This window comes from Streptomyces sp. YIM S03343 (assembly GCF_054729195.1).
This window is the reverse complement of record NZ_JBPUKX010000001.1, coordinates 275,472-299,456: the sequence shown is the minus strand read 5'-3', so window position 1 is coordinate 299,456 and position 23,985 is coordinate 275,472. Positions and strand designations below refer to the sequence as shown.

At 69.5% G+C, this 23,985-nt stretch carries 21 protein-coding genes; 11 read left to right on the top strand and 10 right to left on the bottom strand.

Annotated features, from left to right (window positions below):
- Nucleotides 1-29 precede the first annotated feature (29 nt).
- The 4 genes from ACSYGN_RS01400 to ACSYGN_RS01385 all read right to left on the bottom strand — a co-directional run bounded on the left by ACSYGN_RS01400 (nucleotide 30) and on the right by ACSYGN_RS01385 (nucleotide 3,756).
- Nucleotides 30-761, bottom strand: coding sequence for a hypothetical protein (locus ACSYGN_RS01400; RefSeq protein ID WP_460390949.1), 732 nt, complete (start codon nucleotides 759-761; stop codon nucleotides 30-32).
- Nucleotides 762-1,016: 255 nt separating this feature from the next.
- Complete coding sequence (locus ACSYGN_RS01395; RefSeq protein WP_460390947.1) at nucleotides 1,017-1,673, bottom strand: response regulator; 657 nt, start codon at nucleotides 1,671-1,673, stop codon at nucleotides 1,017-1,019.
- Between the two features lie 4 nt (nucleotides 1,674-1,677).
- Nucleotides 1,678-2,877 (bottom strand): GAF domain-containing sensor histidine kinase, encoded by a 1,200-nt coding sequence (locus tag ACSYGN_RS01390; protein WP_460390945.1) that lies wholly within the window; start codon nucleotides 2,875-2,877, stop codon nucleotides 1,678-1,680.
- Nucleotides 2,878-2,907: 30 nt separating this feature from the next.
- Entirely contained in the window at nucleotides 2,908-3,756 is an 849-nt protein-coding gene (locus ACSYGN_RS01385; RefSeq protein WP_460390943.1) for a LysR family transcriptional regulator, read from the bottom strand.
- Nucleotides 3,757-3,849: 93 nt separating this feature from the next.
- Between ACSYGN_RS01385 and ACSYGN_RS01380 the strand changes: the two genes are divergently transcribed.
- Nucleotides 3,850-4,725 (top strand): NmrA family NAD(P)-binding protein, encoded by an 876-nt coding sequence (locus ACSYGN_RS01380; protein ID WP_460390941.1) that lies wholly within the window; start codon nucleotides 3,850-3,852, stop codon nucleotides 4,723-4,725.
- Nucleotides 4,726-4,833: 108 nt separating this feature from the next.
- Here the strand turns inward: ACSYGN_RS01380 and ACSYGN_RS01375 are convergent, their stop codons facing one another.
- The 3 genes from ACSYGN_RS01375 to ACSYGN_RS01365 all read right to left on the bottom strand — a co-directional run bounded on the left by ACSYGN_RS01375 (nucleotide 4,834) and on the right by ACSYGN_RS01365 (nucleotide 9,940).
- The gene (locus ACSYGN_RS01375) at nucleotides 4,834-6,822 is read right to left on the bottom strand and encodes an ABC transporter ATP-binding protein (protein WP_460390939.1); all 1,989 of its coding nucleotides are present in this window, start codon (nucleotides 6,820-6,822) and stop codon (nucleotides 4,834-4,836) included.
- Nucleotides 6,823-7,156: 334 nt separating this feature from the next.
- Nucleotides 7,157-8,041 carry a phosphotransferase gene (locus tag ACSYGN_RS01370; RefSeq protein ID WP_460390937.1) on the bottom strand — a complete coding sequence of 295 codons (885 nt, stop codon included), beginning with the start codon at nucleotides 8,039-8,041 and terminating at the stop codon, nucleotides 7,157-7,159.
- A gap of 972 nt (nucleotides 8,042-9,013) precedes the next feature.
- On the bottom strand, nucleotides 9,014-9,940 hold the full coding sequence (locus tag ACSYGN_RS01365) for a PIG-L deacetylase family protein (RefSeq protein WP_460390935.1): 927 nt from the start codon (nucleotides 9,938-9,940) through the stop codon (nucleotides 9,014-9,016).
- A gap of 344 nt (nucleotides 9,941-10,284) precedes the next feature.
- Here ACSYGN_RS01365 and ACSYGN_RS01360 point away from each other — a divergent pair, with 344 nt between their 5' ends.
- From ACSYGN_RS01360 to ACSYGN_RS01350, 3 genes are all read left to right on the top strand, one after another.
- A complete protein-coding gene (locus ACSYGN_RS01360; RefSeq protein WP_460390933.1) occupies nucleotides 10,285-12,597 on the top strand; it encodes a helix-turn-helix domain-containing protein in 2,313 nt (770 codons plus the stop codon).
- Nucleotides 12,598-12,812: 215 nt separating this feature from the next.
- Nucleotides 12,813-13,085, top strand: a complete 273-nt coding sequence (locus ACSYGN_RS01355) for an ATP-binding protein (RefSeq protein ID WP_460390931.1) — start codon at nucleotides 12,813-12,815, stop codon at nucleotides 13,083-13,085.
- 332 nt (nucleotides 13,086-13,417) lie between these two features.
- A complete protein-coding gene (locus ACSYGN_RS01350; protein WP_460390929.1) occupies nucleotides 13,418-14,734 on the top strand; it encodes a PP2C family protein-serine/threonine phosphatase in 1,317 nt (438 codons plus the stop codon).
- Nucleotides 14,735-15,303: 569 nt separating this feature from the next.
- On the opposite strand, the gene ACSYGN_RS01345 is transcribed toward ACSYGN_RS01350, so the two are convergent.
- The 3 genes from ACSYGN_RS01345 to ACSYGN_RS01335 form a co-directional block, all read right to left on the bottom strand.
- Nucleotides 15,304-15,588, bottom strand: a complete 285-nt coding sequence (locus tag ACSYGN_RS01345; protein ID WP_460390927.1) for a hypothetical protein — start codon at nucleotides 15,586-15,588, stop codon at nucleotides 15,304-15,306.
- Nucleotides 15,589-15,610: 22 nt separating this feature from the next.
- A complete protein-coding gene (locus ACSYGN_RS01340) occupies nucleotides 15,611-16,495 on the bottom strand; it encodes a thermonuclease family protein (protein ID WP_460390925.1) in 885 nt (294 codons plus the stop codon).
- A 527-nt stretch (nucleotides 16,496-17,022) separates the two neighbouring features.
- Nucleotides 17,023-17,859, bottom strand: coding sequence for a hypothetical protein (locus tag ACSYGN_RS01335; RefSeq protein WP_460390923.1), 837 nt, complete (start codon nucleotides 17,857-17,859; stop codon nucleotides 17,023-17,025).
- Nucleotides 17,860-18,458: 599 nt separating this feature from the next.
- Between ACSYGN_RS01335 and ACSYGN_RS01330 the strand changes: the two genes are divergently transcribed.
- The 7 genes from ACSYGN_RS01330 (at nucleotide 18,459) to ACSYGN_RS01300 (ending at nucleotide 23,916) form a co-directional block, all read left to right on the top strand.
- Entirely contained in the window at nucleotides 18,459-18,707 is a 249-nt protein-coding gene (locus ACSYGN_RS01330; RefSeq protein WP_460390921.1) for an SCO4226 family nickel-binding protein, read from the top strand.
- Between the two features lie 386 nt (nucleotides 18,708-19,093).
- On the top strand, nucleotides 19,094-19,813 hold the full coding sequence (locus tag ACSYGN_RS01325; protein WP_460390919.1) for a carbon-nitrogen hydrolase family protein: 720 nt from the start codon (nucleotides 19,094-19,096) through the stop codon (nucleotides 19,811-19,813).
- 353 nt (nucleotides 19,814-20,166) lie between these two features.
- Entirely contained in the window at nucleotides 20,167-21,291 is a 1,125-nt protein-coding gene (locus ACSYGN_RS01320; RefSeq protein WP_460390917.1) for a CapA family protein, read from the top strand.
- A 311-nt stretch (nucleotides 21,292-21,602) separates the two neighbouring features.
- Nucleotides 21,603-22,058, top strand: a complete 456-nt coding sequence (locus tag ACSYGN_RS01315; protein ID WP_460390915.1) for a hypothetical protein — start codon at nucleotides 21,603-21,605, stop codon at nucleotides 22,056-22,058.
- A 17-nt stretch (nucleotides 22,059-22,075) separates the two neighbouring features.
- A complete protein-coding gene (locus ACSYGN_RS01310; RefSeq protein WP_460390913.1) occupies nucleotides 22,076-22,573 on the top strand; it encodes an alcohol dehydrogenase catalytic domain-containing protein in 498 nt (165 codons plus the stop codon).
- Nucleotides 22,503-23,084 carry a PfkB family carbohydrate kinase gene (locus tag ACSYGN_RS01305; RefSeq protein WP_460403153.1) on the top strand — a complete coding sequence of 194 codons (582 nt, stop codon included), beginning with the start codon at nucleotides 22,503-22,505 and terminating at the stop codon, nucleotides 23,082-23,084. Before ACSYGN_RS01310 ends, ACSYGN_RS01305 begins: the two co-directional genes overlap by 71 nt.
- Nucleotides 23,062-23,916, top strand: coding sequence for a class II fructose-bisphosphate aldolase (locus ACSYGN_RS01300; protein ID WP_460390911.1), 855 nt, complete (start codon nucleotides 23,062-23,064; stop codon nucleotides 23,914-23,916). The genes ACSYGN_RS01305 and ACSYGN_RS01300 overlap by 23 nt, the downstream gene beginning before the upstream one ends.
- The last annotated feature ends 69 nt before the right edge of the window (nucleotides 23,917-23,985 follow it).

Here is a 23,985-nt window from a genome sequence, read left to right as displayed (position 1 = left end):
CCTGATCACGGACCCCTGCGATGCGATGCTCACAGGACCCCCTCCGCGCGCAGAGCTCCGACGAGCTGCTTGGCGACGTCCGACGGCGCCCCCTCGAAGACGCGTGCCGGTGTGACCTCGGGCATCCGGGTGCCACGGCTTTCGACATCCCCGGTGCTGACGCCGAGCTCGGCCGTCGTCAGCCTGTTCACCGGCCGCTTGCGCGCTGCCAGCAGCTCCTTCATCCCCGGAGCGCGATCGACATCGGACTCGGCGGCGATCCCCAGGACGACGGGTGTGGCCACCGCGATCGTCCGGGTGCCCTCCTTGACGCGCCGGGTCGCGGAGATCTGCCCGTTCGCCGCACCGGCGGATCCGACCCCTGCCAACGCGGGCCAGCCGAGCTGTCCGGCGACGGAGACGCACACCCCCGGGTCCTGCTTGGAGTCGCCGATGACGACGATGTCCACCCCGCCGATCCGGCGGACGGCCGCCGCGACGACGGCGGCGGTGGCGGCGTTGTCGGCAAGCGCCGGAACGTCGGCGACCGAGTAGGTCGTCTCGACGCCGCGGGCCAGGACCCAGCTCGCGTCGCCGTCGCCTATCGTCAGCCCGACCAGCTCGGCGCCTGTCTCTTCCGCGATCTGCTGGGCGGCGGCGAGCGCGGCGGGGTCGTCCTCGCCTGCAGCCATCTTCGCGTTGCGCCAGTCGACCGAGCCGTCCGCTCGGAGGGTTGCGGCGCCGGTATCTCGCGCCCACTTGTAGACGATCACGACTTTCATGGCGAACCCCTTCGTTCGTGGTGTCCGCCAAGCGCCGGTGGGCGCGCGGAACGACCGTGGGAGCGACCGGCCGGACGGACTGTCCGGCCCCGGTCATGGAGTCCACCCTCGCCATTTGTGAAAACGTTCACTAGCACCGATCGGGCCCGGCGGGGCGACCGATCGGTTTACCCCCTGGGGGTATGGTGCAGGCGTCGTGGCGGGGCCGAGCCGCCGACGCGGCTGTAGTGGTTTCGGACCAGTCGTGGTTTCGGGCTAGGGGACGAGTCCCTTGCGGACGCTGTAGACCGCGACCTGTACCCGGTTCTTCATGTGCAGCTTGTCCATGACGCGGCCGAGGTGCTTCTTCACCGTCGTCTCGCCGAGGTGCAGATCACGGGCGATCTCCTCGTTGGACAACCCGTCCACGAGCAGCCTGAGCACATCGAGTTCACGGGTCGTCAGCGTCTCGGCGGCGCGGGCCCCGGGGGAGTGGTGGCCGACGGGGCCGCCGGTGAACTCGGCCAGCACCTGGGCCGCCAGGGCGCTCGACAGCGCGGTCTCACCGCGCATCACCGCCGCGAGGTAGTCGCGCAGCCGGTGGGCGGGCTCGTCCTTGATCACGTAGCCGTCCGCGCCGCTGCGCAGCGCCTGGTAGACGTCCTCGCCGAGCTTGGACATGGTGAGCATGACGACCTTGACGGAAGGATCGTCGGCACAGATCCGGGTGGTGGCCTCGACACCGCCCATCGGCTCCATACGGACGTCCATCAGGACGAGCTGGGGCTTCAGTGTGCTCGCCAGACGGATGGCGCTCTCGCCGCCCGATGCGGTGCCGACGACCTCGAACTCTGGCCATTTGCCGATGAGCGACACGAGCCCGTCGAGGAACAGGGCGTGGTCGTCGACCACGAGCACGCTGGTGCGCTCCATCGGTTCAGATCCTCTCCAGCGCGGTCATGCCGAGTCCCCCGACGGCATGTCCTGCCGGACTGAGCGGGGCCTTCGCCGTGACGAGGGTGCCGCGTCCGGGCAGGGACTCGATGACGAGGGTGCCGTCGACCTGCTCCATGCGCTGGCGCATGATGCTCAGGCCGAGGCGGGAGTCCGGGATGCTGAGCGGGTCGAACCCGGTCCCGTTGTCCTGGATCTCCATCTGCACCTGGGTGCGCGAGGCGGACAGCCGCACCGTCACCGCCGTGGCGGCGGCGTGCAGGTGACAGTTCGACAAGGACTCCTGGAGCACACGGATCAGCTGGGCCGACACCGCCATGGGCACGTCGTCGACGAGGGCCTCGTCACGGCACACGAAGTGCACCCGGACACCGAGCTGCGTGCGGAAATTCTCGAGATGCTCGCGGACCGTGCCGATGAGATGACCGCCGACGAGCCCGGCGTCCGCCCGCAGGCCGAGCATCTGGTGGCGCAGGTTCTTCTGGAGGTTGTCGACCGAACGGCAGAGCGTGTCGATCCCCTCGTGGAGGGTAGGCGATCCGCTCTCGGCGTCGAGGCGCACGGACTCCACCTGGAGCCCCAGCGCCGCGGTCTGCTGTGCGAGGTCGACATGGAGCTCCTCACCGAGGCGCCTGCGCTCCTGCAGCGCACCCAGCTCCTGCTCCCGCTCGCTGGCCTGCCAGCGATAGAGGGCGTTGCCCAGGATGCGTCCGGCGACCGCGAGGAAGGCGCGCATGTCGTCCTCGAGGCGGTAGTCGCCGTCGAAGGCCAGGAGGACCGCTCCCAGGTGCCTGCCGTCGGCGTGGATCGGGACGACGATGCCCGAGGTGCCGAACCACGCCTTGAAATCGTCGGGCAGGATCGCCCACGACTCGTGGTCGAGGTGATCGGCCGCCGAGACGGGCCACTCCTCCGCGTTGATCCACGGCGATCGCAGGTGCACGACCGCGGGCATCGTCTCGAAGCCGTCCTCCAGCATGCGGCGTTGCTTGTCGTCGGTGACCAGCACCAACTGCGTCCCGGTCGGGTCCAGCAGGAACATCGGCGCGAGCTTTGCACCGACGAACGTACGGATCCTGGCGGCAGCGTCCACCAGCGTCTCCGAGCGGTCACACGACCAGTTGAGGACGTCGTTGATCCGCACCAGTTCGGCGAGGAAGGTCACGGGATCGGTGCTGCCCACAGCACGAGCGTACCTTGGCGGGGTGCACCACTATCCGTGCGCTCCGCCCACCGAGGTCGCTGTGCGGACCAGCGCCGCAGTCGCCCTGGAGCGGGACTGCTGGGGCCAGGCGATCGACAAGGTGGCCGGGGGCGCGTCGGGCACCTCGCGGTATGCGATGCCCGGGCGCGGGTACCGGGTGCACACGGATACCGGGAGCAGGGTGACGACGTCTCCGAGTTCGACGAGCTTGAGCAGTTGGGCGAGATCCTGGATCGCATACCGGTCGACGATCGTGTCGAGGTGGCGGGCCAGGCATCCCTGAGCGTCGTGCTCGGTGCGCGGGAGACCGAGGTCGGCGAGAGCGATGCGGTCCCTGGCGGCCAGCGGGTGGTCGGCCGGGAGGGCGGCCAGGCGGCGTTCGACGGTCACCGGCTCCGTGTCGAGGCCGACGCGGTCGAACGGTTCGTAGATGAGGGCCGCGTCGGCTTCGCCCCGGCGCAGCAGGCTGGGTTGGTCGCGCCAGCCGGAGAGGCGGATCGTGACCGGCTCGGCCGCGGGTTCGGCGGCGTACCGGGCGAGGATGGACTCCAGCAGGCCGCCGTCGCCGTCGGCCTTCACGGCGAGAACCAGCTTCGGCTCGGCCGCGCGTTGTGCCCGGCGCCCGGCCGCCTGAAGAGCGTCCAGCGCGGGCCGCGCCTCCGCGAGCAGTACGGTGCCGGCCGGGGTCAGCGTGACGCTGTGCGTGGTGCGTTCGAAGAGGGTGACACCCAGTTCCGCCTCGAGGTTGCGGATGGCGCGAGACAGAGGCGGGGCGGAGATGCCGAGCCGTTCCGCCGCGCGGGCGAAGTTGAGTTCTTCGGCGACGGCGACGAAATAGCGCAGCGGGCGGGACTCCACGGCCTGGCACCTCCGTTTGGTATGTCCCTGAGGGTAACAAGCGGGATCCCCGCGATCCTTCCGTCCTGCCGGACCCGATCAGATGCTTCTTCCATGATTGTCATCACCACTCCCACCGGCCAGATCGGCCGACAGGTCCTCGACGCCCTGCTCGACGGCGAGCAGCCGGTCCGTGTCATAGCCCGTGACCCTTCCCGGCTTCCCGCCCGGGCGCGCGAGCGGGTCGACGTCGTCCACGGCTCACACGGCGACCTCGATGTCGTCATGGAGGCGTTCGCGGGCGCGGACAGCGTGTTCTGGCTGGTGCCGCCGGACTCCCGGACGGACAGCGTCGAAGACCACTACCTGAACTGGACCCGTCCCGCGTGCGAGGCGATCACCCGTCACGGCGTCAAGCGCATCGTCGCCGTATCGACCATGGGCACCGGGATCGAGAAGAACGCCGGGCATCTGACGGCCTCCGTGGCCAAGGACGAGCTGATCAGGTCCACCGGCGTGAGTTTCCGGGCGCTGCGGGCGGCGGCCTTCATGGAGAACCTGCTCCGGCAGGCCGAGGCGATCAGGAACCAAGGCACTTTCTTCCTTCCGTCCGTGGCGGACCGGGTGCTCGCGATGATCGCCACCCGCGACATCGCCGCGACGGCCGCGCGTCTGCTGCTCGACGACTCCTGGAGCGGGCAGGACGGCGTCCCGCTGGTCAGCCCCGACCGTATTACCCCCGACGACATGGCTCAGATCATGTCTGAGGTGCTGGAACGGCCTGTCCGCTGCCAACAGGTCCCCCTCGACGCGTACAAGGAGACGGCTCTGAGCCACGGGGCCGACGAGGCCTGGGCACAGGGCCTGGTCGACATGGCCGCGGCCCAGAACGACGGCGCGTACGACGCCGAGCACCACTCCGCGCAGCCTTCCCCCACCGGGTTCCGCCAGTGGTGCGAAGAGGTGCTCAGGCCGGCCGTTCTGGCCTGAGGGCAGCGGCGGCCGTGCCACTGGGGTTGGCCCGTTGGCCCGTTGGCCCGTCTCCGCTCACCCGCCCCGCCAGGGGCCCGGCGGGTGAGCGGAGACGGGCCGTACCTCCTAAGGGGCGGTGCGGGGCCTGTAGCCCGAGGCCTGGAGGGTGAACATGGCGGCGTAGGTGCCGTCTTGGGCCATGAGTTGGTCGTGAGTACCGGACTCGATGATGCGGCCCTCGTCGAAGACGTAGATGCGGTCGCAGTCGACGACGCTTGCCAGCCGGTGGGAGATCAGGATGGTGATCTGGTCGTCGCGCAGTCGACCGCGCAGCACGGCCTCGTAGACGGCGTGCTCGGACGGTGGGTCCATGCTTGCGGTCGGCTCGTCAAGGATCAGCAGCGGGGCCATTTTGTACAGGCCGCGTCCCACAGCGAGTTTCGCCCACTGGCCGCCGGAAGGCTGGTGACCGCCCTTGAACCGCTTCGACAGGAGTGTCCGCCACTGTCCGGGCAGAGCGGCGATGACCTGGTCGGCGCCGGAGGCGCAGGCGGCGTCCATGGCGCGTTGCGGGTCGGCCTGGGTGAGAGTCCCGGTGGAGATGGTGATGTTGGACAGGGCGCTGAAGGGGAAGCGCACGGGGTCCTGGAGCACGCAGGCGACCTGGCGATGCAGCGACTGGGCGTCCATTTCGCGCACGTCGACGCCGTCCCAGCACACGCTGCCCTGCTCCGCCTCGTAGAGGCCGGCCAGGAGTTTGGCGAGGGTGCTCTTGCCGGAGCCGTTGAGGCCGACGAATGCCGCTGTCTGGCCGGCGCGGAGGGTCAGGGAGATCCCGTTGAGTGCTGGTGCGGTCTTGCCCGGGTAGGTGAAGTGCACGTCCTGCGCGTTGATCGTCTTCACCTGCCGTGGTGCCGGTTGTCCTGTTCGGCGCTGCAGGAGGTTGCGGGAATGCTCCTGCACGGCGAGGAGGTCGTCGACCCACAGAGCGTGCTCGTAGACGAGGTGGGCGACGTCGACGAGCCGGGTCAGCGCGGCCTGTCCGGCCTGGATCGCCAGCACGGCACCGGCCCCGGCCTCCAGGGGCAGCCATCCGGCGATCAGCATGGCGGCCAGCACGGTGTAGGTGACGCCGGTGCCGATGCCGCCGAACGCCCGGCCGGCCAGATTGAGCAGCGCAGCGTGCACACCCAGACGGGTGTCCTCCGCCGCGATCTTGGTCGTCAGCCGGTGGTGCTCGTCCAGCAGAGCGCCCTGGGCGGTGTCCACGCGAAGTTCGGGGGCCGAGTCCACGTCGATCAGGAGCCAGGAGAAGACCCTCACCCGCCGCTGCAGCGCGTTCCACCGCTTGAAGGAGTGGAAGCGGGCCCGGGCGCTGCGGACTGCGGCTGCACCCACCGGGAGGACGGACAGCAGAAGCAGGGGCAGAAGCGCCGGGTGCAGGATGCTGAGAACACTGGCAGTACCGGTGAGCTGGAGGGCGGCCGAGGCGAGGGAGACGACCTGCCCGACGATCTGGCGTGCGTAGAACAGGCCGCGGTCGTTGGCGCGGTGGACTTCGTCGTGCCACTTCGAGTCTTCGACGGCCTCGAGACGTACGTGTGCGGTGAGCCGGAGGAATTCGGACTCAAGTGCCGTGCGGATTTTGGGCGTGACCCGGGCCTGCGCGACGGCGACTGCCGCGTCGAGCAGCGCGCGGGCGGCCAGAAAGCCGACCACGACGAGGATCTGCGGGACGGCGGCGCGCACGCGGTCGGGGGTCGGGCCTTGGGCGAACAGGTGCTGCAGGACCGCGACTGACGCAAGCAGTCCGAAGGCAGCCATGGCGGCCGAGGCGAGCTGGCAGCCGATGACGGCAGTGGTCGCTGCCCGGTCGGCCTGCCATGCGAACTGTCCGATCAGGCGGGTGATCTTGGGCAGCTGGGCGAGGACCTGCCGAACGCCGGCGCTGGCGGCGGCGCCGTCGTGGACGGACCAGTACGCCTCCTCCAACTCGCCGGTCACATCACCGTCCTGCGGCCCCGCCGGCATATCGGCCGGGGGCAGGGAGAGCGGGACTGGCCTCGGGGCTGGAACATTGCCTTCCGAGCGGTCTGTCTCCGTGGTCTCGCTCACGCCGCCCACCTCCCGACCGGTTGCGCCCCGCAACGGGCGCTGACGCCGACGAGCTGCACGGGGGAGGCGGGAAGGTTCGCCGTGAGCTCTCGCTTTTCGAATCCGACGCACCGATGTGCGTGGGCAGGTACGGAATGCATGGTGTCCTCCGTCTGGGAACCGGGCAGGTCGTGGTGCTCCGGAGACGCGCTGAATCCCGGAATGGCACGGCCTGTTCGGAACAAGCGAGAAACGACTGATCCGATCTGGCCGGCTGACTGGCCATCAACCTCGCGGTTCCACGGGCAGGTGTCGCCTGGTGCAGGCGTTGGAGGCTCACCGGTCAGCGGCTGCGTCATGCGTGCACCTCCGTCATCAGCCGGTCCAGGATCCGGTGGCCGCGGGCGGTGACCTCGCGGTCACCCTGCTCGGGGTCCCGCACCAGGCAGCTCACGGCGTCCAGGGCCGACAGACACACCAGGGCGTACTCCTCCTGCGGGCTCAGTTCGCGTCCGTATCCGCGAAGAACGGCCGTGCGCTGTCGGGGATCGTCGGTCCAGGCCTCGCCGTACAGCGGGGCGAAGTCCTGGACGACGGCGCCGAAGCGGGCCCGCTCGAAGCCGGTCCAGGCCGCCCGGCCGCCGGACCAGATGAGGTTGTGGCCCCAGGCGTCGCCGTGGAGGAATCCCAGCGGCAGCGGTCCGAGCCGCAGGAGGTCACTGGCGAGGCCTTGTACGAGCCGGTGCTCGGCCGGGCTCACCCGGTCACCGGCGGCCGCCAGGTGCGACCTCGCGCTGTGCGCGGCCCGCTGCAGTGCCTGCTCGGCCTCCGCGGCGTGTTCGCCGCGCAGGTCGCCGGCCGTGTGCAGCCGGCTGAGCAGGGCTCCGGCCTGCCGGTAGGCCTCGCCTCGCTCCGCCCGGGTCATGTCCTGCTCGGCGAGGGGACGGCCGGGCAGGCGGGTGAGCAGGAGTCCGAGGTGCTGCGGGCTCGATTCGATCAGCTGGGGCGCGGCGCCCGAACCGAGGGACGGCACCGCGTGCCGGTGGGCGAAGCACTCCCGCTGGTAGGCCAGCGGCCCGCGCGCTGCTTTCAGTACGACGCCGGGGCGGCCCTCGAGTTCCAGGTGCCAGACGCGGGAGCGGGCGAGCGGGTGCGACAGGTTCTGCACGGCTGTGATCGGGCCGACCTGCTGTTCGGCCCAGGACCGCAGTGGGGCGGGGACGGTCGTGGAGTGGGTCATGCGTCCCACCTCGATGACAGGCGTGCTGCGGATGCGAAGGCGCGGCGGACGTCAACAGGGCGCCGCAGCACGGCGGGCCGTCCCAGGCCGGCGGGCAACTGGAGATGTTCGAAGGCGGCGCGAAGGGCGGCGAGTGCGGGCATGGGATTCACGAGTTCTCCTCGGTAGGGGTGCGGTGCGGAACAACCGGACAACGTGCCTGCTTGTGCAGCCGTCACGGGTATCCGGGGGCGACGCTTCGACAGTGAGTTCGAGGTCATATCGGTCGGCCAAGGGATATCGGCCTTGTGGCCCGACCCGTGTCAGTTCGAATTCACTCGTCAGAGGGGGGAGGGGCCGACCGCACCCGAACGGGCGATTGCGTGGCGTACGGCGGCGAGTGCATTGTCCGTCCCCCGTCCTCTGTCGAGATCACGATCCGGGTGAGGGGAAGAACTCTGACGGGCCCCACTGACAACCGACGTCGGGCGAGGACCGGAACCGGACAACTTCCCGCGCACGCCCCGGGGAACCCGGCACGCGCAGCACAAGGCACCCCGGCCGGGGGCTCGTTCGGGCGCGGCAGGAGGACACTTGCGGGACGGGCTCTCAGGTCCGGCGGGACATTGTCGGAAAACAACCGGAGGATGCCTAATGGTGTTGTCAGCGCCGACAGTGACGTCCCGTCATCGAGTCATGCCGTTGTGGTGCCGAGTGGCCGGGGCTACTTCGTATCGCTGAACCGCTCTATGGCGCTCGCGTGTCCGCGTGACCGGCCACTTCTCGTGATCCGCTGGCTCTGGAGCCGACCCTTTCGCTTGAGGAGCTTGATCGCGTGACGTGGTCTTCGACCTGACTTGAGCTCCGGGAGCTTGATGAACACGTTTTCGCCCCCGAGCACATGCTCGGGGGCGAAAGATCCACAGGTAGGGCGGTTGCCGAACTGAGTGATCGACTACGACGCGCGGACGACGTCACACGGGGAGGATCACGTCAGCTGGGCTTCCCCGGCCGGTAGTCCGACGGCAGGGTGTACACGAACTCGCGCGGGTCACCGTGCGCGCCCTCCATCCACTCCGGGACGCTGTGGTAGCCGAGGGCGTAGAAGTTGCGGTCGGGATCCCAGGTGTTGTAGGCGTAGATCGCGTTTCGCTTGATCGCCATGTGGGAGGAAGGGATGTTGAGCACGTACGACGCCCCCCTTCCTCGCTTCTCGTACGGGAGGATGTAGGCGTAGATGTGGTTGAACCGTACGTCGGTGAGGACGCCGTCGTTCATGAGCCGGTAGGCCGCGTCGCTGCACGCCTTGTGGGTTTCCGTTTTCCCGTCCAGCCAGCCGGCGGCGAACTTGTGCGAGGCTCCGGGGTACTGGCCGGCGAGGGCCTTGATCTTCGCGGTGACCGCGTCGACGAACTTGGGATAGGAAGCGTCGGTGTCACAGTTGTCGGGGAGCTTGAGGTTGATGACCTTGTTGACGCCGATCGCCTTGGCCGACGCCATGAATTCGGCTGTCCGCGCGGCCACGACCTTGCTGGTGCCGTCCGTCGGCCAGCCGAGGCTGTGCTGGTGGCCGGGGGCCGCGCACCGGGAACCCAGGTGGCACGCCCCTTCGTTCATGTACCCGGCCAGCCCGTTGTTCTCCCCCTTGCTCACCAGGACCAGATAGACGGGGCGGCCGGCCGCCTTGTGCTCCAGGATCGACCCGGCGAGTCCGATCGCCTCGTCGTCCTGATGGGGTGAGTAGAAGATGGCCGGGTTGCTGGGTGCGGCGGATGCCTTGGGCGTCCACAGGGAGCTCTGCGCCACCGCGGCGGTGGTGAGGGCTGCGGCCCTCAGAGCCTGACGCCTCGACATGCCGCTCGCCGGTCGGTCCGGCGTGCCGCCCGGCGCCGAGGCGGTGCGGTCCTCGTGGTTGCTCACGTGTGTTCCCCTTCGGGTGGTCGTGTGGCGGTCGTCAGGTGCAGCACTGCGGGCTGTGATGGCCGGCATGGGGTGCGACGGCGCGCGTGTGCAGGTCCACCGGGCATGCGCATCCGGTGGACGGTGGACCACCGGGGACCCCCGCCCCGGAGCGCCGTCCTGCCGGGACCGAGTCGACCATGCCGGCCGCTCCTGGACCATGCCGTTCCACCGGCAGAAGTGACAAGCAGCATATTTCTGCCGGACGGCCAACGGCTCTGCCGGCACGGGACATCACCCCGGGCGAGAGGCCGGGCACGGATCGGCGGTCACCGGCCTGCCAGCCGAGCGAGGGGAAACTGATCATGGCCACGGGCACACCGGGCACAGAAGCCTTCGGGCAGCGGCTTCTGGAACTGCGTACGCGGGCCGGGCTCAGCCAGGAGGAGTTGTCGCAAGCCTCGGGCGTGAGCGTCCGCGCCATCGCGGACCTGGAGCGTCGGCGGACCCGCGGCCCTCAGCGCCGCACCGTACAGGCCCTGGCCAAAGGACTGGGGCTGGACGCCGCCGGCACCGAGGCACTGGAAGCGGCGGCCCGCCCTGGACGTCCGCGCCCCCGCACCGCAGCGCCGGCATGTCCGGCGCGTGGTGCGCTGGCTCTCCCGCGTGACATCGGGGACTTCACCGCTCGTGGTACGGCACTTGAGGAACTGCTGGCCCTGGGGCGGGACACCGAGTCGGCCTGTCCGCCGGTCAGTGTCGTTGCGGGGCAGCCCGGGCTGGGCAAGACGTCGTTCGCCGTCCACGCGGCCCACCGTCTGGTGCCGTACTTTCCTGACGGGCAGTTCGCTCTCGACCTGCGGGGGACGGACCCGGAGCCGGTCAGCGTCCGGGAGGCGCTCGCGCGGCTGCTCGGCGCGCTCGGAGTGTCTGACCGGGCCGTCCCGACCGGGACGGACGACCGGTCGGGGTTGTTGCGGTCACTGGCCGGTGACCGTCGTCTGCTGCTCCTTCTGGACAATGCGGCGAACGAGGCGCAAGTGCGGCCTCTGCTTCCGGCCACCGGGCGTTCACTGACCCTCATCACCAGCCGTCGTACCCTGGCGGGTCTGGCCGCGGTCCATCGCATCCACCTTCAGCTCTTACGGCGGGAGGAGACTGTGGAACTGCTGACGCGGATCCTCGGCCCCGAACGGGTGGAGCGAGAGGCGCAGGCCGCACGTGACCTCGCGGACCTCTGCGGGCATCTGCCGCTGGCCGTCCGGATCACCGGGCAGCGTCTGGCCGCCCGGCCAGGTGAACGACTGGGCAAGCTCGCCACCCAGCTGGCCGCCGAGGGCCGCAGACTGGACACCCTCCAGGCGGGCGATCTGCGCCTTCGGGCGGTCTATGCGCTGTCGTACGGGCGGCTGGCCCCTGACACGAGGAGACTCTTCCGCCGTGCCGCGCTGACGGCGTCTGCCGACTTCGGCCCCGAGACCGCGGGACTGCTGGCCGGGCTGCCGGCCCAGCGGGCCGCCGCGTGCGCGGAGGAACTGGTGGAGAGGGGGTTGCTCCAGCCCGACACGGCAGCAGAACGCTACCGGTTCCACGACTTGCTGAGACTGTTCGCCGCCGAGTGCCTGGCCGCGGAGGACGACCTGGGCACGCGCGAGGCGGCTCTGGAGCGCACCGGTGGATGGATGCTGCGCCGGGCCGCCGCGGCAGCGCTGCGCTTCGATGCCGACCGCCATCAGGACTCACCGGACGCGGACCCCGATCCCGCGACCGCCCCCGCGGACCAGGCCGGAGCGCGTGCCTGGCTGGAGGCCGAACGGGACGAATGGCTCGCGGCCCTGCGCCGGGCTGCGACGGCCGGACACCACCGGCAGGTCATCGACACGGCCGAGGCCATGCACTGGTTCTCCGACCTCAATCAGCACTGGGAGCAGTGGGCCGAGGTGTTCCAGCTTGCCGTCGACTCCGCCCGCGCCCTCGGCTCGCGGCAGGACCTCGCCGTGCAGCTCAACTACCTGGCCTGGGCACACAACCTGTGCCGCCACGACCATCGCGCCGCTCTTGACGCCGCCGATGCCGCCCTCGACGTAGCCCGCATGATCGGCGACGGGCTCCAGACCGGCTGGGCCCTGGGACATGGTGCGGCGGCACTGCACAGGCTCGGCCGGACCACCGAGTCGTTGGACCGTTTCCGCGAGGCGGCGTCCTGCCTGCGCAGCCAGACCTCACCACAAGCCCGCCTCGCCGAACTCACGATCCTCAACGCCCTCGGCCACAATCTCCGCCACCACGGGCACGCCGAGGATGCCCTCACCATCCACCGGCGCATCGAGGCGGTCTGCGGCGCCGGGATACCGGGACAGCGGCCTGACCTCATCGCGGCGTACCACGCGAGCGCCTGTCAGCAGATCGGCAACGACCTTGCCGCGCTGGGCCGGCTCGACGAGGCGGAGGTCGCGCTGCGGCAGGCCCTGGCCCACTTCGAAGCCGTGCGGATGACCGCTTGGAGCGAACCCGCCCGCCTCGACCTCGGCATCGTCCTGCGCCGACGGTCCCGCCATCAGGAGGCGTTTGAGGTTCTGCTTGCCGCCGAGCGCTCCCTCACCGCGTTGAACAGTCCCCGGCATGTTGAAGCAGCTGAGCAGCTACGGCAGTTGGCGGAGGCGGACACCGGGTGGTGAGCGGTTTTCGGTCCGCTCGCCGACGCTCCGGTGTGCCGTTCCGCCGCGTCCGCCTGGACGCCCGTTCCACCGCCCGCGTCCACACCGGGCAGGGCCGCGACAGCCGCATAAAGACGCACCTGGCGATCGGCCTGGCTTCGGCTGCATCCCCTTCGAAGCGGAGGCCGTGAACCTGTTTTTTCCAGCTCATCTCGAACAGCTACGAACGCGCGTCCGTGATCGTCACCAGCAACAAGCCCTTCGGACGCTGGGAAAAGGTTTTCGGGGACGAGACTGTGGCCGCCGCCATGATCGACCGCCTGTTCCACCACGCCGAGGTCCACTCCCTCAAGGGCGACTCCTACCGCATGCGAGGACGCGAGCTCGGACGCGTCCCCGCCGACACATCGGACAACGACCGAACCACCACCCATCGACACCAACCGGGTCATATTCCACGGCGCCCAAAGTGGGTCGCGATTCACCCGACGCCGACACATAGACCGTGATCAGCGCGCGTATAGCTGTTTTCGGCCTGCTCCGGGCGCGCGGACGCGCCGGCATCGGACACAACTCGGCCCGGAAGCCGACCGCTGTTGCCGCCCCCGAGGGAGAGGAGAACCCCGGACGGGTTAGGCTTTTCGCCTAAAATCTGGGCAATAGGGGCGTGCCTGCGGTCCCGGATCCTTGACCGGGCGAGAGGAACACGAGGCCACCGCGGTGGCCTCGGATGTTCCGTTCCATGAGTGGGGCGGTTCGAAGACACGCTGATCCAGACCGGAACTGGGCTCCAACCGGCTGAAGGCCAGCGAAGCGGAACGTAGAGAACCAGGCGGCTGTAATGACTGATCGCGAAGAGCCCCAGCAGCCCAGGCCGCGTCTGCGTCTGAGCGGTGAGCTGGAGCGGATCGCCGAGCAGCTCAGGTCGCTGGCCCGGGCCCAGGACGAGCTGAATCACCTGTATCGGGCCGTGCTGAGCCGGGAGGTGGAGCTGCCCGCCGTGCTGGGTTCGATCGTGTCCACGGCGATGGACCTGGTCGGGGCCCGTTACGGCGCGCTGGGCGTGCTCGATGAGGAGGGCGACAAGCTCTCATTGTTTCTTCCCGTGGGCCTTTCGGAGCAGGAGAGAGCCGACCTGGCCGACGTGGAGCTGCCCCGCGGGCGCGGCCTGCTCGGGCATCTGATCACCCACCCCCAGCCGCTGCGCGTCGATGACATCTCCGCCCACCCGGAATCGGCGGGCTTCCCGCCCGGCCACCCGCCCATGCGCACCTTGCTGGGAGCCCCGATCGACATCCGTGGGAAGATCTACGGAGATCTGTATGTCTCCGAGCGGCTCGACGGGCGGCCCTTCGACGCTCTCGACGAAGCCCTGGTCGTGGCGCTGGCCGGTGCCGCAGGCCTGGCCATCGACGACGCCCATCTGTATGAGCAGACCCGCCGCGATGCCGAACGCTTCCAGCAACTCCTGCGACCGCGGCTCCCCGACAGCCTCGAGCCGTTCGACGCTGCCACCGCGTACCGCCCCGCCAACACCGCCGGTCACGTCGGCGGAGACTGGTTCGACGTGCAGATGGTCTCCGACCAAGCCTGCGCCGCCGTCATCGGCGACGTCCTGGGACATGATCTGAAGGCCGCGGCCGCCATGGCACAGACCCGCAACATGCTGCGCGCCATCCTCTACAACAGACGCATCCCGCTCAGCGCCATCCTCGCCGAGCTCGACCGCACCCTCCACGCCATCACCGACAACCCCATCACCACCGCATGCCTCGCTCGCATCGAACCCGGGCAACCGGCCGGCTGGACCTTGCGCTGGAGCACCGCAGGTCATCTCCCGCCACTGCTTGCCACGCCCGGCCACCGGGCCCGCTACCTGCGCGTCAGCCCCGACCTGCCCCTCGGCGTCGACACAGCCTTCGCCCGCCACGACCACACTCACCCCCTGCCGGCCGGGGCCACCGTGATCCTCTTCACGGACGGGCTCGTCGAACACCACCAGCACCCGGTCGAAGAGAGCCTGGAACACCTCGCTGACCTCGCCACCGCCCACGCCGCCCTGCCCCTGCACGACCTCGTACAGACACTGGCCGACCAACACCCCGGCGACGGCCACGACGACATCACCATCCTCGCCCTACGGACCCCGCACACCTGACCCCCCAATGGGGGAGGCGAGCGCCGTGGTCAGCCGCTGGTACAGGGTGATACGTCCGTCGGGCAGCCGTACGGCGAGTGCCTTCGGGTGACGGGCAGTGCCGACGCCGCCCGTGACACCGGCGCAGGGCGGACCGGTCGCGGGCTACAGCCGGCCGGAGTGGTCGCCCTTGTAGAGCGCGGAGACGTCCGTTGATGCGGGCGAGGTCGTCGCGCACTGCCGGGGGCGAGAGCACTTCCACCGGTTCGCACAACTGGATGTGACCGACCAGGCGGTCGTGAGCCTGGCGGCAACGCACATCGAGTAGGAGAGCGGGCGCCTGGATGTCCTGGTCAACGCGGCTGGCGTCGGCAAGCCGTGGCCCACTCCGAGCCGTACCCCGCTGGAGGATCTGGAAGCGGAATTCGCGACCAATGTCTTCGGCGCAAGCGGCACAACCTCGCCCGCATACGCCGCGGCGACGGCTTCGTGGCCTGCAGCGGGATTTCGAGCAGCAGGCGGCAGGTCGCCTGAATGGTCTCGCCTTGGGCGGCGATCAGGATGTTCCGGCCCGGATGGCGTTCGTTCGATCAGGGCGGTGAGACGACCGGCTGCCCCGGCCAAGCAGCGGAGCCAGGTGTCGGATCCCGGTGCGTACTGCTTGTCGGGACGGGTGTGTGGGGCGCCGTGGCAGGCTGACTCGGTGTCGGACCAGAGGGGCCGTCGGCCTGGACGTACGCGTCGAGGAGGCGGAGGAGGTCGGTGGGGAATGCGCCGGTGAGCCGCGCGCGGTAGGCGTCGGCGATTGCGGGGTCCAGGGCCGGTTCGGCGGTGAGGGGTTGGGACAGGGCGAGGAACTCGGCGGCACGGGCCATGGTCGTTTGGCTCCCGGCCCGTTCACTTCTCGTCGAAGATGATCTCTTCGGGCTGGTGGGTCATCTTCACGGTGTTGCCGTTGGTGATCTCGATCACGTGCTGCAGCCCGGTGATCTGCTTCGTGGCCGGCGGGATGTGGAACTGGTCCGCGCCTCCGCCCAGGTAGGAGGGGAAGCAGGCCAGTGACGGGTTGGTGGGGTTGAGGTCCAGGTACTCCTTCAGCCGGCGGAACAGCTTCGGGAGGATGACCGCCCCGTCGTCGGCCGTGAGCGAGGCCATCCCGGTGATCTTCACGCCGGACTGCGTCACGTCCCTGGCCCACACACCCAGCGGGGGTGTGGACTCCCGCGCCTGCTTGGCGGCGGCGGCGAGGACGTTGCGCAGGGAGACGGGAAAGCCCTTGTAGAAGGTCGGGTAGGCCAGGCCGAGCGAGAGCAGGTGGTAGTTGGCGGTCTTCTTCAGCAGGGCGTCGTCGACGTCGATCTCGTAGCCGGTGCACCCGGGCAGGATGCCTTTGCCGACAAGGGCCACACAGCGGCCGAAGACGTCGGTGCCCTGGGTGAGGATGTAGCCGGGCACACTGGCGGGGGTGAGGGTGACGGTCTCGTCCGGCTTGCGGACGATGTTGGTGAAGCCGAGCCACCTCAACAGCTCGTCCGCGGCCTCGTGGGCGAGGTCGATCGGCTGGTGCTGTCTCGGTCCGTAGTGGCCCTCGTAGTGGGTCTCCAGCGCGTCGATGCCTTCGAGCCGGATGTTGGCGTGGCCGTCGGCCGCGGGCAGGATCCGTTTGCACCCGGGTACGAGCTTCCAGTCGGCCACGTTGTCCGGGACGAACCCGACGGTGTCGCCGTCCGGCATGGCCTTCTCCGACACCTTGAATGAGCCTTTGATGAGCAGCATAGGCATGGCGGCTCCCATAGGGCTGTCACTTTACGTGCTTGATCATCACGCACAGTATACGCCCTGGGGTCGTGTCGTGTCGGAGCCATTCCGCGCCGGGCGCTTGGCCCGGGGCTACCGGGGCCGCCGAGTGGGGAGGGATAGCACCAGCAGCGCCACAAGGCGGCCCTGCCACACCGCCTGGACCAGGCCCTTGAGATTCGGAGGGGCGGTCAGCTCGAACCGTTACACCCGCGGGCAGATGTACCGCAACTACCTGCGACAGGTCCTCGTCGACGATGACGATGCACGAAATCGTCTCCGGAAGTACCGCGGCGCTCCTGGACGCGCTCTGCACCTGGGTGTCCGGCCACAACGACCGGACCGACGCACAGCCGACCGTCGAGGACGAACTCACTCGGCGCTCTGGGCCGCTGTCGGTCAACGTGATGCCCGTCCGCTGCGCACCGAGGCCCTCCCTCTCGGCGGCCCCAGGGCTGCACCGCCCCAGACAGCGGGACGCGGCTGTCAGGGGCCCGGTGCAGGGTTCGTGTTCAGTGGGTCTTCGTGGCGTTCTTCAAACGCTCGGTGAAGTCGGCGGTCTTCGCGGCGGGCGGTGCCTTCACCGTGACTGTCTTGCCGAACTTCTCGAAGTCCATGGTGATCTTCAGGGATCCTGCTTCCTGCCGGATCCGGACCGGGAGGTCCTTGGCGCCGACCCAGATGTCCATGGTGAGGGAGTTCGCGCCTCCGGTCATCGAGCCGACGAGGGTGTCCTTGTCGCCGTAGGCGTGCTGGTACACGCCCATGTGTGCCTTGTCGATCACGGCGCGGTAGTGGGTGGTGCGCTGCCCGTTCACCGTCTGTGCGCCGAGGTCGTCGACGTTGCTGGCGTACTTCAGGCCCTTCAGGGACGCCGTGGGATCGACGCCGACGCCGTTGCTGAGGCTCTTTGCGGCCTGCTCACCGAGTACGGCGGACACGTCGACCTTCATCCATTCCTTGCCCTTGAGAGGCCCGGTGGGCTGGGGGTCGACGTTGTAGTAGTAGGCGCCGTCGACCAGCAGGCAGTGGATCGTCGGGGAGTCCTGCACGGACTGCATGTTCACGGACTTGGTGTCCATCTCGGCGTCGTACGCGGCCCCGTCGCCCCAGGAGAACGTGCCCTCCATGGCGATAGGGGTGCCGTTGCCCAGGTCGGTCGTGGTCCTGATCTCGGCGGACCCCAGGGACTCTGTCCGGTTCGTCGCGCGGGCGAGCGCCGCCATTATCTTGTCGGCGTTGCTGACCGCCTTGGCCGCCGTCGTCGCCCCGTCGGCGCCGCACGCGGAGGTTGCCAGCAGTGCCGCGGCCGTGAACCCCGCCCAGGCCGCGGTGTGCCGCAGTTTCATGTACCCACCCCAAATGAAACAAGCTGTGTGTCGGTTGTGAACGGGACTCTACTCGCCAGCGCTGACATGGACGCGACCGATTTTCCGCGTCCGGACCCGGACGGACCACTAGGGTGCGCAGTTCGTCATGAAGAGCGCGTCTTGTCTTGGGGGCCAGATTGCTGCGACACGGGGCAGCGCCAGGTCGGGCGCAGAGCCTGACGGGGCGTCTGGCCTGGTGCGCTCGGGCTTTGTTGATGAAGGCGGTGAAGTGTCGGTGATGGTCTCCGCCATCTGAAGGGCTCGGGCGGGCATGCACTCCGCAACACCCCGAACGCTACGGACGATTGATCGCTAGACCACCACAGGGGGCGTGACCTTCCGCGGTTTCCCGCTCAGTACGAGGGGCGAGGTGGGCAGTTCAGGTTCGCAGTGGCCGATGTTCCTCGGCCCTGACGGCCGACAGCTGTCCCTGGGCTGGGAACCTGCTGGTCACCGGCTGTTCGGTCGCCGATATGGACGTACGGGCACAGGATGGAGGTGACGGAGCTTGCCAGGGCCACTCGGCAACTCCGAAATCTCCAACGCCAGACGCGACAGCCGGAAGGAGGCGCGACGCCATGCCCCAGTTCATGGATGTCCACCACGGGATGGAGGGCATTACTGCCGAGCAGTTGAGGCAGGCCCACGGAGCCGACCTCGCCATCGAGAAGGAAGAAGGAGTCCACTTCGAGAAGGCCTGGGCGGACCCCGAGTCCGGCACGGTCTACTGCCTCTCCGAGGCGCCCACGGCCGAAGCGGTCCAGCGCATCCACGAACGCACTGGTCACAAGGCTGACGAGATCCACCAGGTTCCCCTGACAGCATGAGCAAAGCCCCGACTGCGGAGAACCGCAGTCGGGGGTGCAGAGGGCGATTTACGTACCGCCGCCTACCGGCTGATGGACGCCGCTGGACTACCGCGCGGCGCACGGGCCGCCCCTCTGGTGCGCGGCCGCGCACCAGCCGACGGGCTCTGAGCAACTGCTCCTCATCACCCAGAAGCAGCGCCCCACAGCCCACCCGGTCGTCGGCCACGCGGACCTGCGCGCCGACCTGGAGGCCCTGGGACTGACCGCCGAACAACTCGGCTACTTCGGCCGTGCCGGGCAGCACCTTGCCGCGCTGCGCAGGGACTCAACCGGCGAGCGCACCGGGCTGCCGCCGGCAGTGCACGGGGTTCCGCCCGCGGCGGGCAGGCGGGATGATGGCGGGCATGATCGTCGCAGCTGTGCAGTTCGCCCCGGTCGCCGGGGAAGTCGAGGGCAACGTCCGTACGGCGGCCGGCCTGATCCGCCGGGCCGGTGCCGAGGGCGCGCGGGTCGTCGTCTTCCCCGAGCTGGCCCTCACCGGTTACGAACCGACCCTCATCCGCGCGATCCCGGCGGTCTGTCTCGCCGAGGGTGACGCCCGGCTCGATCCGGTGCGTGAGGCATGCCGCGCGGCGGGGGCGGCGGCCGTCGTCAACGGGCCGGTGCTCATGGCCGGGGCGGAGGGCAGGCCGGGCATCACCTCGCTGGTCATCGGCCCGGACGGCGCTCTCCTCACCCGCTACGACAAGATGCATCTGTACGGCCTTGAGGCCGAGGTCTTCGCCCCGGGCACCGCAGACGGGCGCTTCACCCTCGACGGCGTCCGTTTCGCGCTCGCCACCTGCTACGACAACCGCTTCCCGGACATCGCCGAGCGGGCCGCCGCGGACGGCTGTGCGGTCTATCTGGCGAGCTCGGCTCTGGACGCCGACAACGACTCGTTCGAGAAGGTGTATCCGGTACGGGCCACGGACTTCGGGCTGTACGTGGTGCTGGCCGACCTCGTCGGCCAGAGCGAGGTGGGACTGTGCGTGGGTCGCAGCGGTGCGTGGGGCCCGGACGGCGAGCGGATCGCCGACGCGGGCCCCGACCGGGAGGGGTTCGCCCTCGCCGAGGTGGGCTGACGAGCCCGCCGGGTGAGTGGCACGCTCGGGCGCTTGTGGAGGTCCGGGGCGCCGGCCGGTGCGCCTGCGTGGAATGCGACGTCGCCGGGACAGCGAAGCCCAGGATGAGTATCCGGCGGCCGCGGAGCAGGGTGAGGCGTCCTTCTCCCCGGGACTGGCGCCGGCCCTCATCTTCTGCCCGGGCGTGGTCCTGGCCACGACGGGGGTGACACACCGCCGTCACAGGAGGCTACGGACGTTCGGGACGGGGGACACGACCACGGCGCAGTACAGCTGATCGTGAGGACCATGCCGACCGCGATCGAAATCCCTTGCTCAGACCATGCAGGTCTTGGCCTGCGTAGCGTGGAGGTATGAGCGACGGCACGGTGACGCTGTGCCTGTGCGGGGATGTGATGCTCGGGCGCGGCATAGACCAGATCCTGGCCCGGCCCGGTGATCCGGCGCTGCGGGAGGACTACGTCGAGGATGCCCGCTCCTATGTCCGTCTGGCGGAGTCGGCCGGCGGCCCGATCCCGGCTCCCGTCGCCCCGTCCTGGCCGTGGGGCGAGGCGTTGCGGATGATGGAGGAGGCCGCGCCGGACGTGCGGATCCTGAATCTGGAGACGTCGGTCACGCGCAGCGACGAGTTCGCTCCGGGGAAGGCGGTCCACTACCGCATGCACCCGGACAACCTCCCGGCGCTCGCAGTGGCCCTGCCCGACGTCTGCGTCCTGGCCAACAACCACGTGCTCGACTTCGGCCGCTCGGGCCTGACGGAGACGCTCGACTCGCTGGCCCGTGTCGGGCTGCGAACGGCGGGGGCAGGACGGAAGGCCTCGGAGGCGTACAAACCCGCTGTGGTCACCCTTCGCGAAGGCGGCCGGGTACTGGTGTTCGCCCTGGGGGAGTGGTCCAGCGGCATCCCGCCCGACTGGGCTGCGGCCGACAACCGGTCGGGCGTCGCCTACGTTCCCGAACTGTCGGCCTCGGCGGCGGACGCCACGGTCAGGGCCGTGCGCAGGGCGCGGCGTACCGGCGATCTCGTGGTCGTGTCCGTGCATTGGGGCTCCAATTGGGGCTACCTCGTCCCCCGGGACCAGATCAGCTTCGCGCACGCTCTTGTGGATGGTGGTGTCGACGTCGTCCACGGGCACTCCTCTCACCACTCCCGCCCCGTCGAGCTGTACCGGGACCGGCTGATCCTGCACGGCTGCGGCGACTTCATCGACGATTACGAGGGCATCACCGGCTACGAGAAGTACCGCGACGACCTCCGCCTCGCCCACTTCGCGACGCTGGAGGCGGACACGGGCCGGCTCCTCGGGCTGCGGATGGTGCCGTTCCGGGTCAGGCGCCTGCGACTGGAACCGGCCCCGGCCGAGGATCGCAGCTGGCTGCGCCACACCCTCGACCGGATCAGCCGCGGCGTACGCATCACGCTGGAGCCCGACGGCGCCCTCACCCTCGTACCGCCTCCGCCGGGACACGCGCCATGACCGATGGCTGCGGCTGGCCCTGCTCGGCGCAGGCGTCATGAACTCACCGACGTTCACCCCGGCCGGTCTGCTGCTGCGCTGCGCCGTTCACCAGACCGCCCGTAATAAGCCGAAATATGATTGTCCATTCGGGTAACTGACTAAATGCTCCACTGCTGGGCATATTTCCGTTGACTCTTCCCGGCGGGGACCGTGTTGCATGGCGTTTGCACACTTCCCGGTGAGGCCCCTTGTGCTACTCGACCTGCTCGTAGTCCCCCAGCCCTGTTCGAGGAGGCACACAACCGAGGAGGCACACAACCGTGGCGCGGATGCTCATCGAGGATGAGGACCTGGTCGTACGGCTGGCCTGGTGGGAGAAGGCGGTCGTGCGCCGCCGTGACCTGCGCGTGCCGCTGGCGGCGGTGCGCCGGGTGACCCTCGAACTGGACTGGTGGCGGGCGTTGCGCGGCAGCCAGGAGCAGGGCATCTGCATCTCCGGCGCCCTGTGTCTCGGCAGGCGCGGCCATCAGGGCGGGAAGGACTTCGTCGTGGTGAGGTCGGGCAGGCCCGTGGTGTGCGTCGAACTGTACCCGTCCGCCTCCTTCCGCCTTCTCGCTGTCTCCGCGCGGGGAGATGAGGAGGGCAGGGTGACAGCAGGGAAGCTCGGCCGGTGTGCACCGAACGCCGACACATCCACGCGTTGGCGGCAGCCGCTGCCTGTGCCTGAAGAATCGGACGGAGCTTCTGCCGCTCGGACGCCTGCCCTGGAGCAGGCGGACCGCTGAGCGATGGCGATCCGGCCGTGCGGGGCGACGGCGACCCGTTACGCCTCGCCTGCGATACCCAACTGTGCAAGGTGCCCGGGTGGATACCCCCCTCGCGCCCTCGCGGAACTCCGCATCGTAGAGGCGCTTCTTGGGCGCCACGACCCCAACTGCCCCGCCGGTCACGGTCTCCACAGTCGGAAGCGGTGGTCGTGGTCGAGGTCGCCTATTGCGGCATCTGCGGCTCGGACTTCCCCCGCTACTTCGACGGCGCGGTTCATCAGGTGCCGCAGACCCTGGGGCACGAGTTCTCCGGCGTCGTCGTCGAGGTCGGCGAGGGCGTCGACCAGGTGGCCCCGGGCCGGCACGTCGCGGTGGCACCACTCGTCCCGTGCCATGACTGCACGGCCTGCGCCGCCGGTCGTCCCGCCTTGTGCCGCAGCTACAGCTTCATCGGCAGCCGGCCTGGACGAAGGAGACGTGCTCGTCGTATCCGGGTCGTGCCCGCCCGGCACCACCGAGACGGACCTCGGTGAACTGCTGATCGCCGCACGTCGGGTCGGGGCGATGACCGTGGTCGACACCTCCGGCGCACTGTTGCTCACTGCGGCACCTCACGCCGACCTGCTCAAGCCCAATCGCGAAGAACTCCTCGACGCCACCGGGATGAGCGACACCGACGCTGCAGCGCGAAACCTCCTCGAGCGTGGAGCGGCGGCGGTCGCGGTGTCCGCAGGAGTCGACGGCATGGACCTGTTCGTCAGGAACAGCCGGTCCTCCTGGCACGCATCTCCTGCCGCCGTTGTCGAGGGCAATCCAACCGGTGCCGGTGATGCCGCAGTTGCCGCTTTCGCCGCGGGCCTCCGTGAAGTCGCGGGCGGTGCCGAGGTCCAGCAGTCACTGGTCGGGAGCCTCCGGAGGGCCGTCGCCCTGTCGGGTGCCGCAGTACTGGCCCCCGTCGCAGGCGTCGTCGACATCGACGCCTGCGAGTCGTTCCACAAGATGATCTTCGTTGAGGAGAACCATGCCCCTCACCAACCTGCGTGACCTGGCCGCGGATCGCGCGGCTCACCATCTCGGACTCGGGGCCTTCAACGCCATTCATCTCGAGCATGCCGAGACGTTCGTAGAAGCCGCCGAAAGGTGCGGACAGCCGATCGTGCTGCAGATCAGCGAGAACGCTGTGCGCTATCACCGCCGACTGGAACCTCTCGCGAGCGGCACGCTCGCTGTGGCGCGCGCCGCCGCCGTGCCCGTGGTGGTTCACCTCGACCACGCGGAGACCGTGAGCCTCATCGATGAGGCCATCGAGCTCGGCATGACCTCGGTCATGTACGACGGATCGAAGCTGCCCTTCGAGGAAAACCTCGCGACCACTGCCGATGTGGTCGGGCGCGCCCACGCCATGGGTGTAACGGTTGAGGCCGAACTCGGCGAAGTCGGTGGGAAGGACGGGGCGCATGCCCCCGGTGTCCGGACCGACCCCGATGAGGCGGCGACGTTCGTCGAACGCACCGGCGTCGACGTCCTCGCCGTCGCGGTCGGCTCATCCCACGCGATGACCAGCCGAGAGGCGACTCTGGACACCGACCTCATCCGCCGACTCGCCGACGCAGTCCCCGTGCCATTGGTTCTCCACGGCAGTTCGGGGGTCAGCGACGAGGGCATGCGCGATGCGATCCGCGTCGGCATCACAAAGGTCAACGTCTCCACCCATCTCAACGTCCTCTTCTCGGGAGCTGTACGCGACTTCCTCGCGGCGAACCCAGACGTTGTCGACACCCGGAAGTACCTCGCCCCGGCGCTGGCCGCCTCCGGAGCCGAGGTCGAGCGCCTCCTGCGCTGGTACGCAGCCGCAGGCTCGGCCGTCGCGGTCTAGCCCCGACCGCCGGCAAGCCCGAGTCTTCGTACGCCCGCTGCCGGGACTGTCGACCGAGCGGGTCAAGCG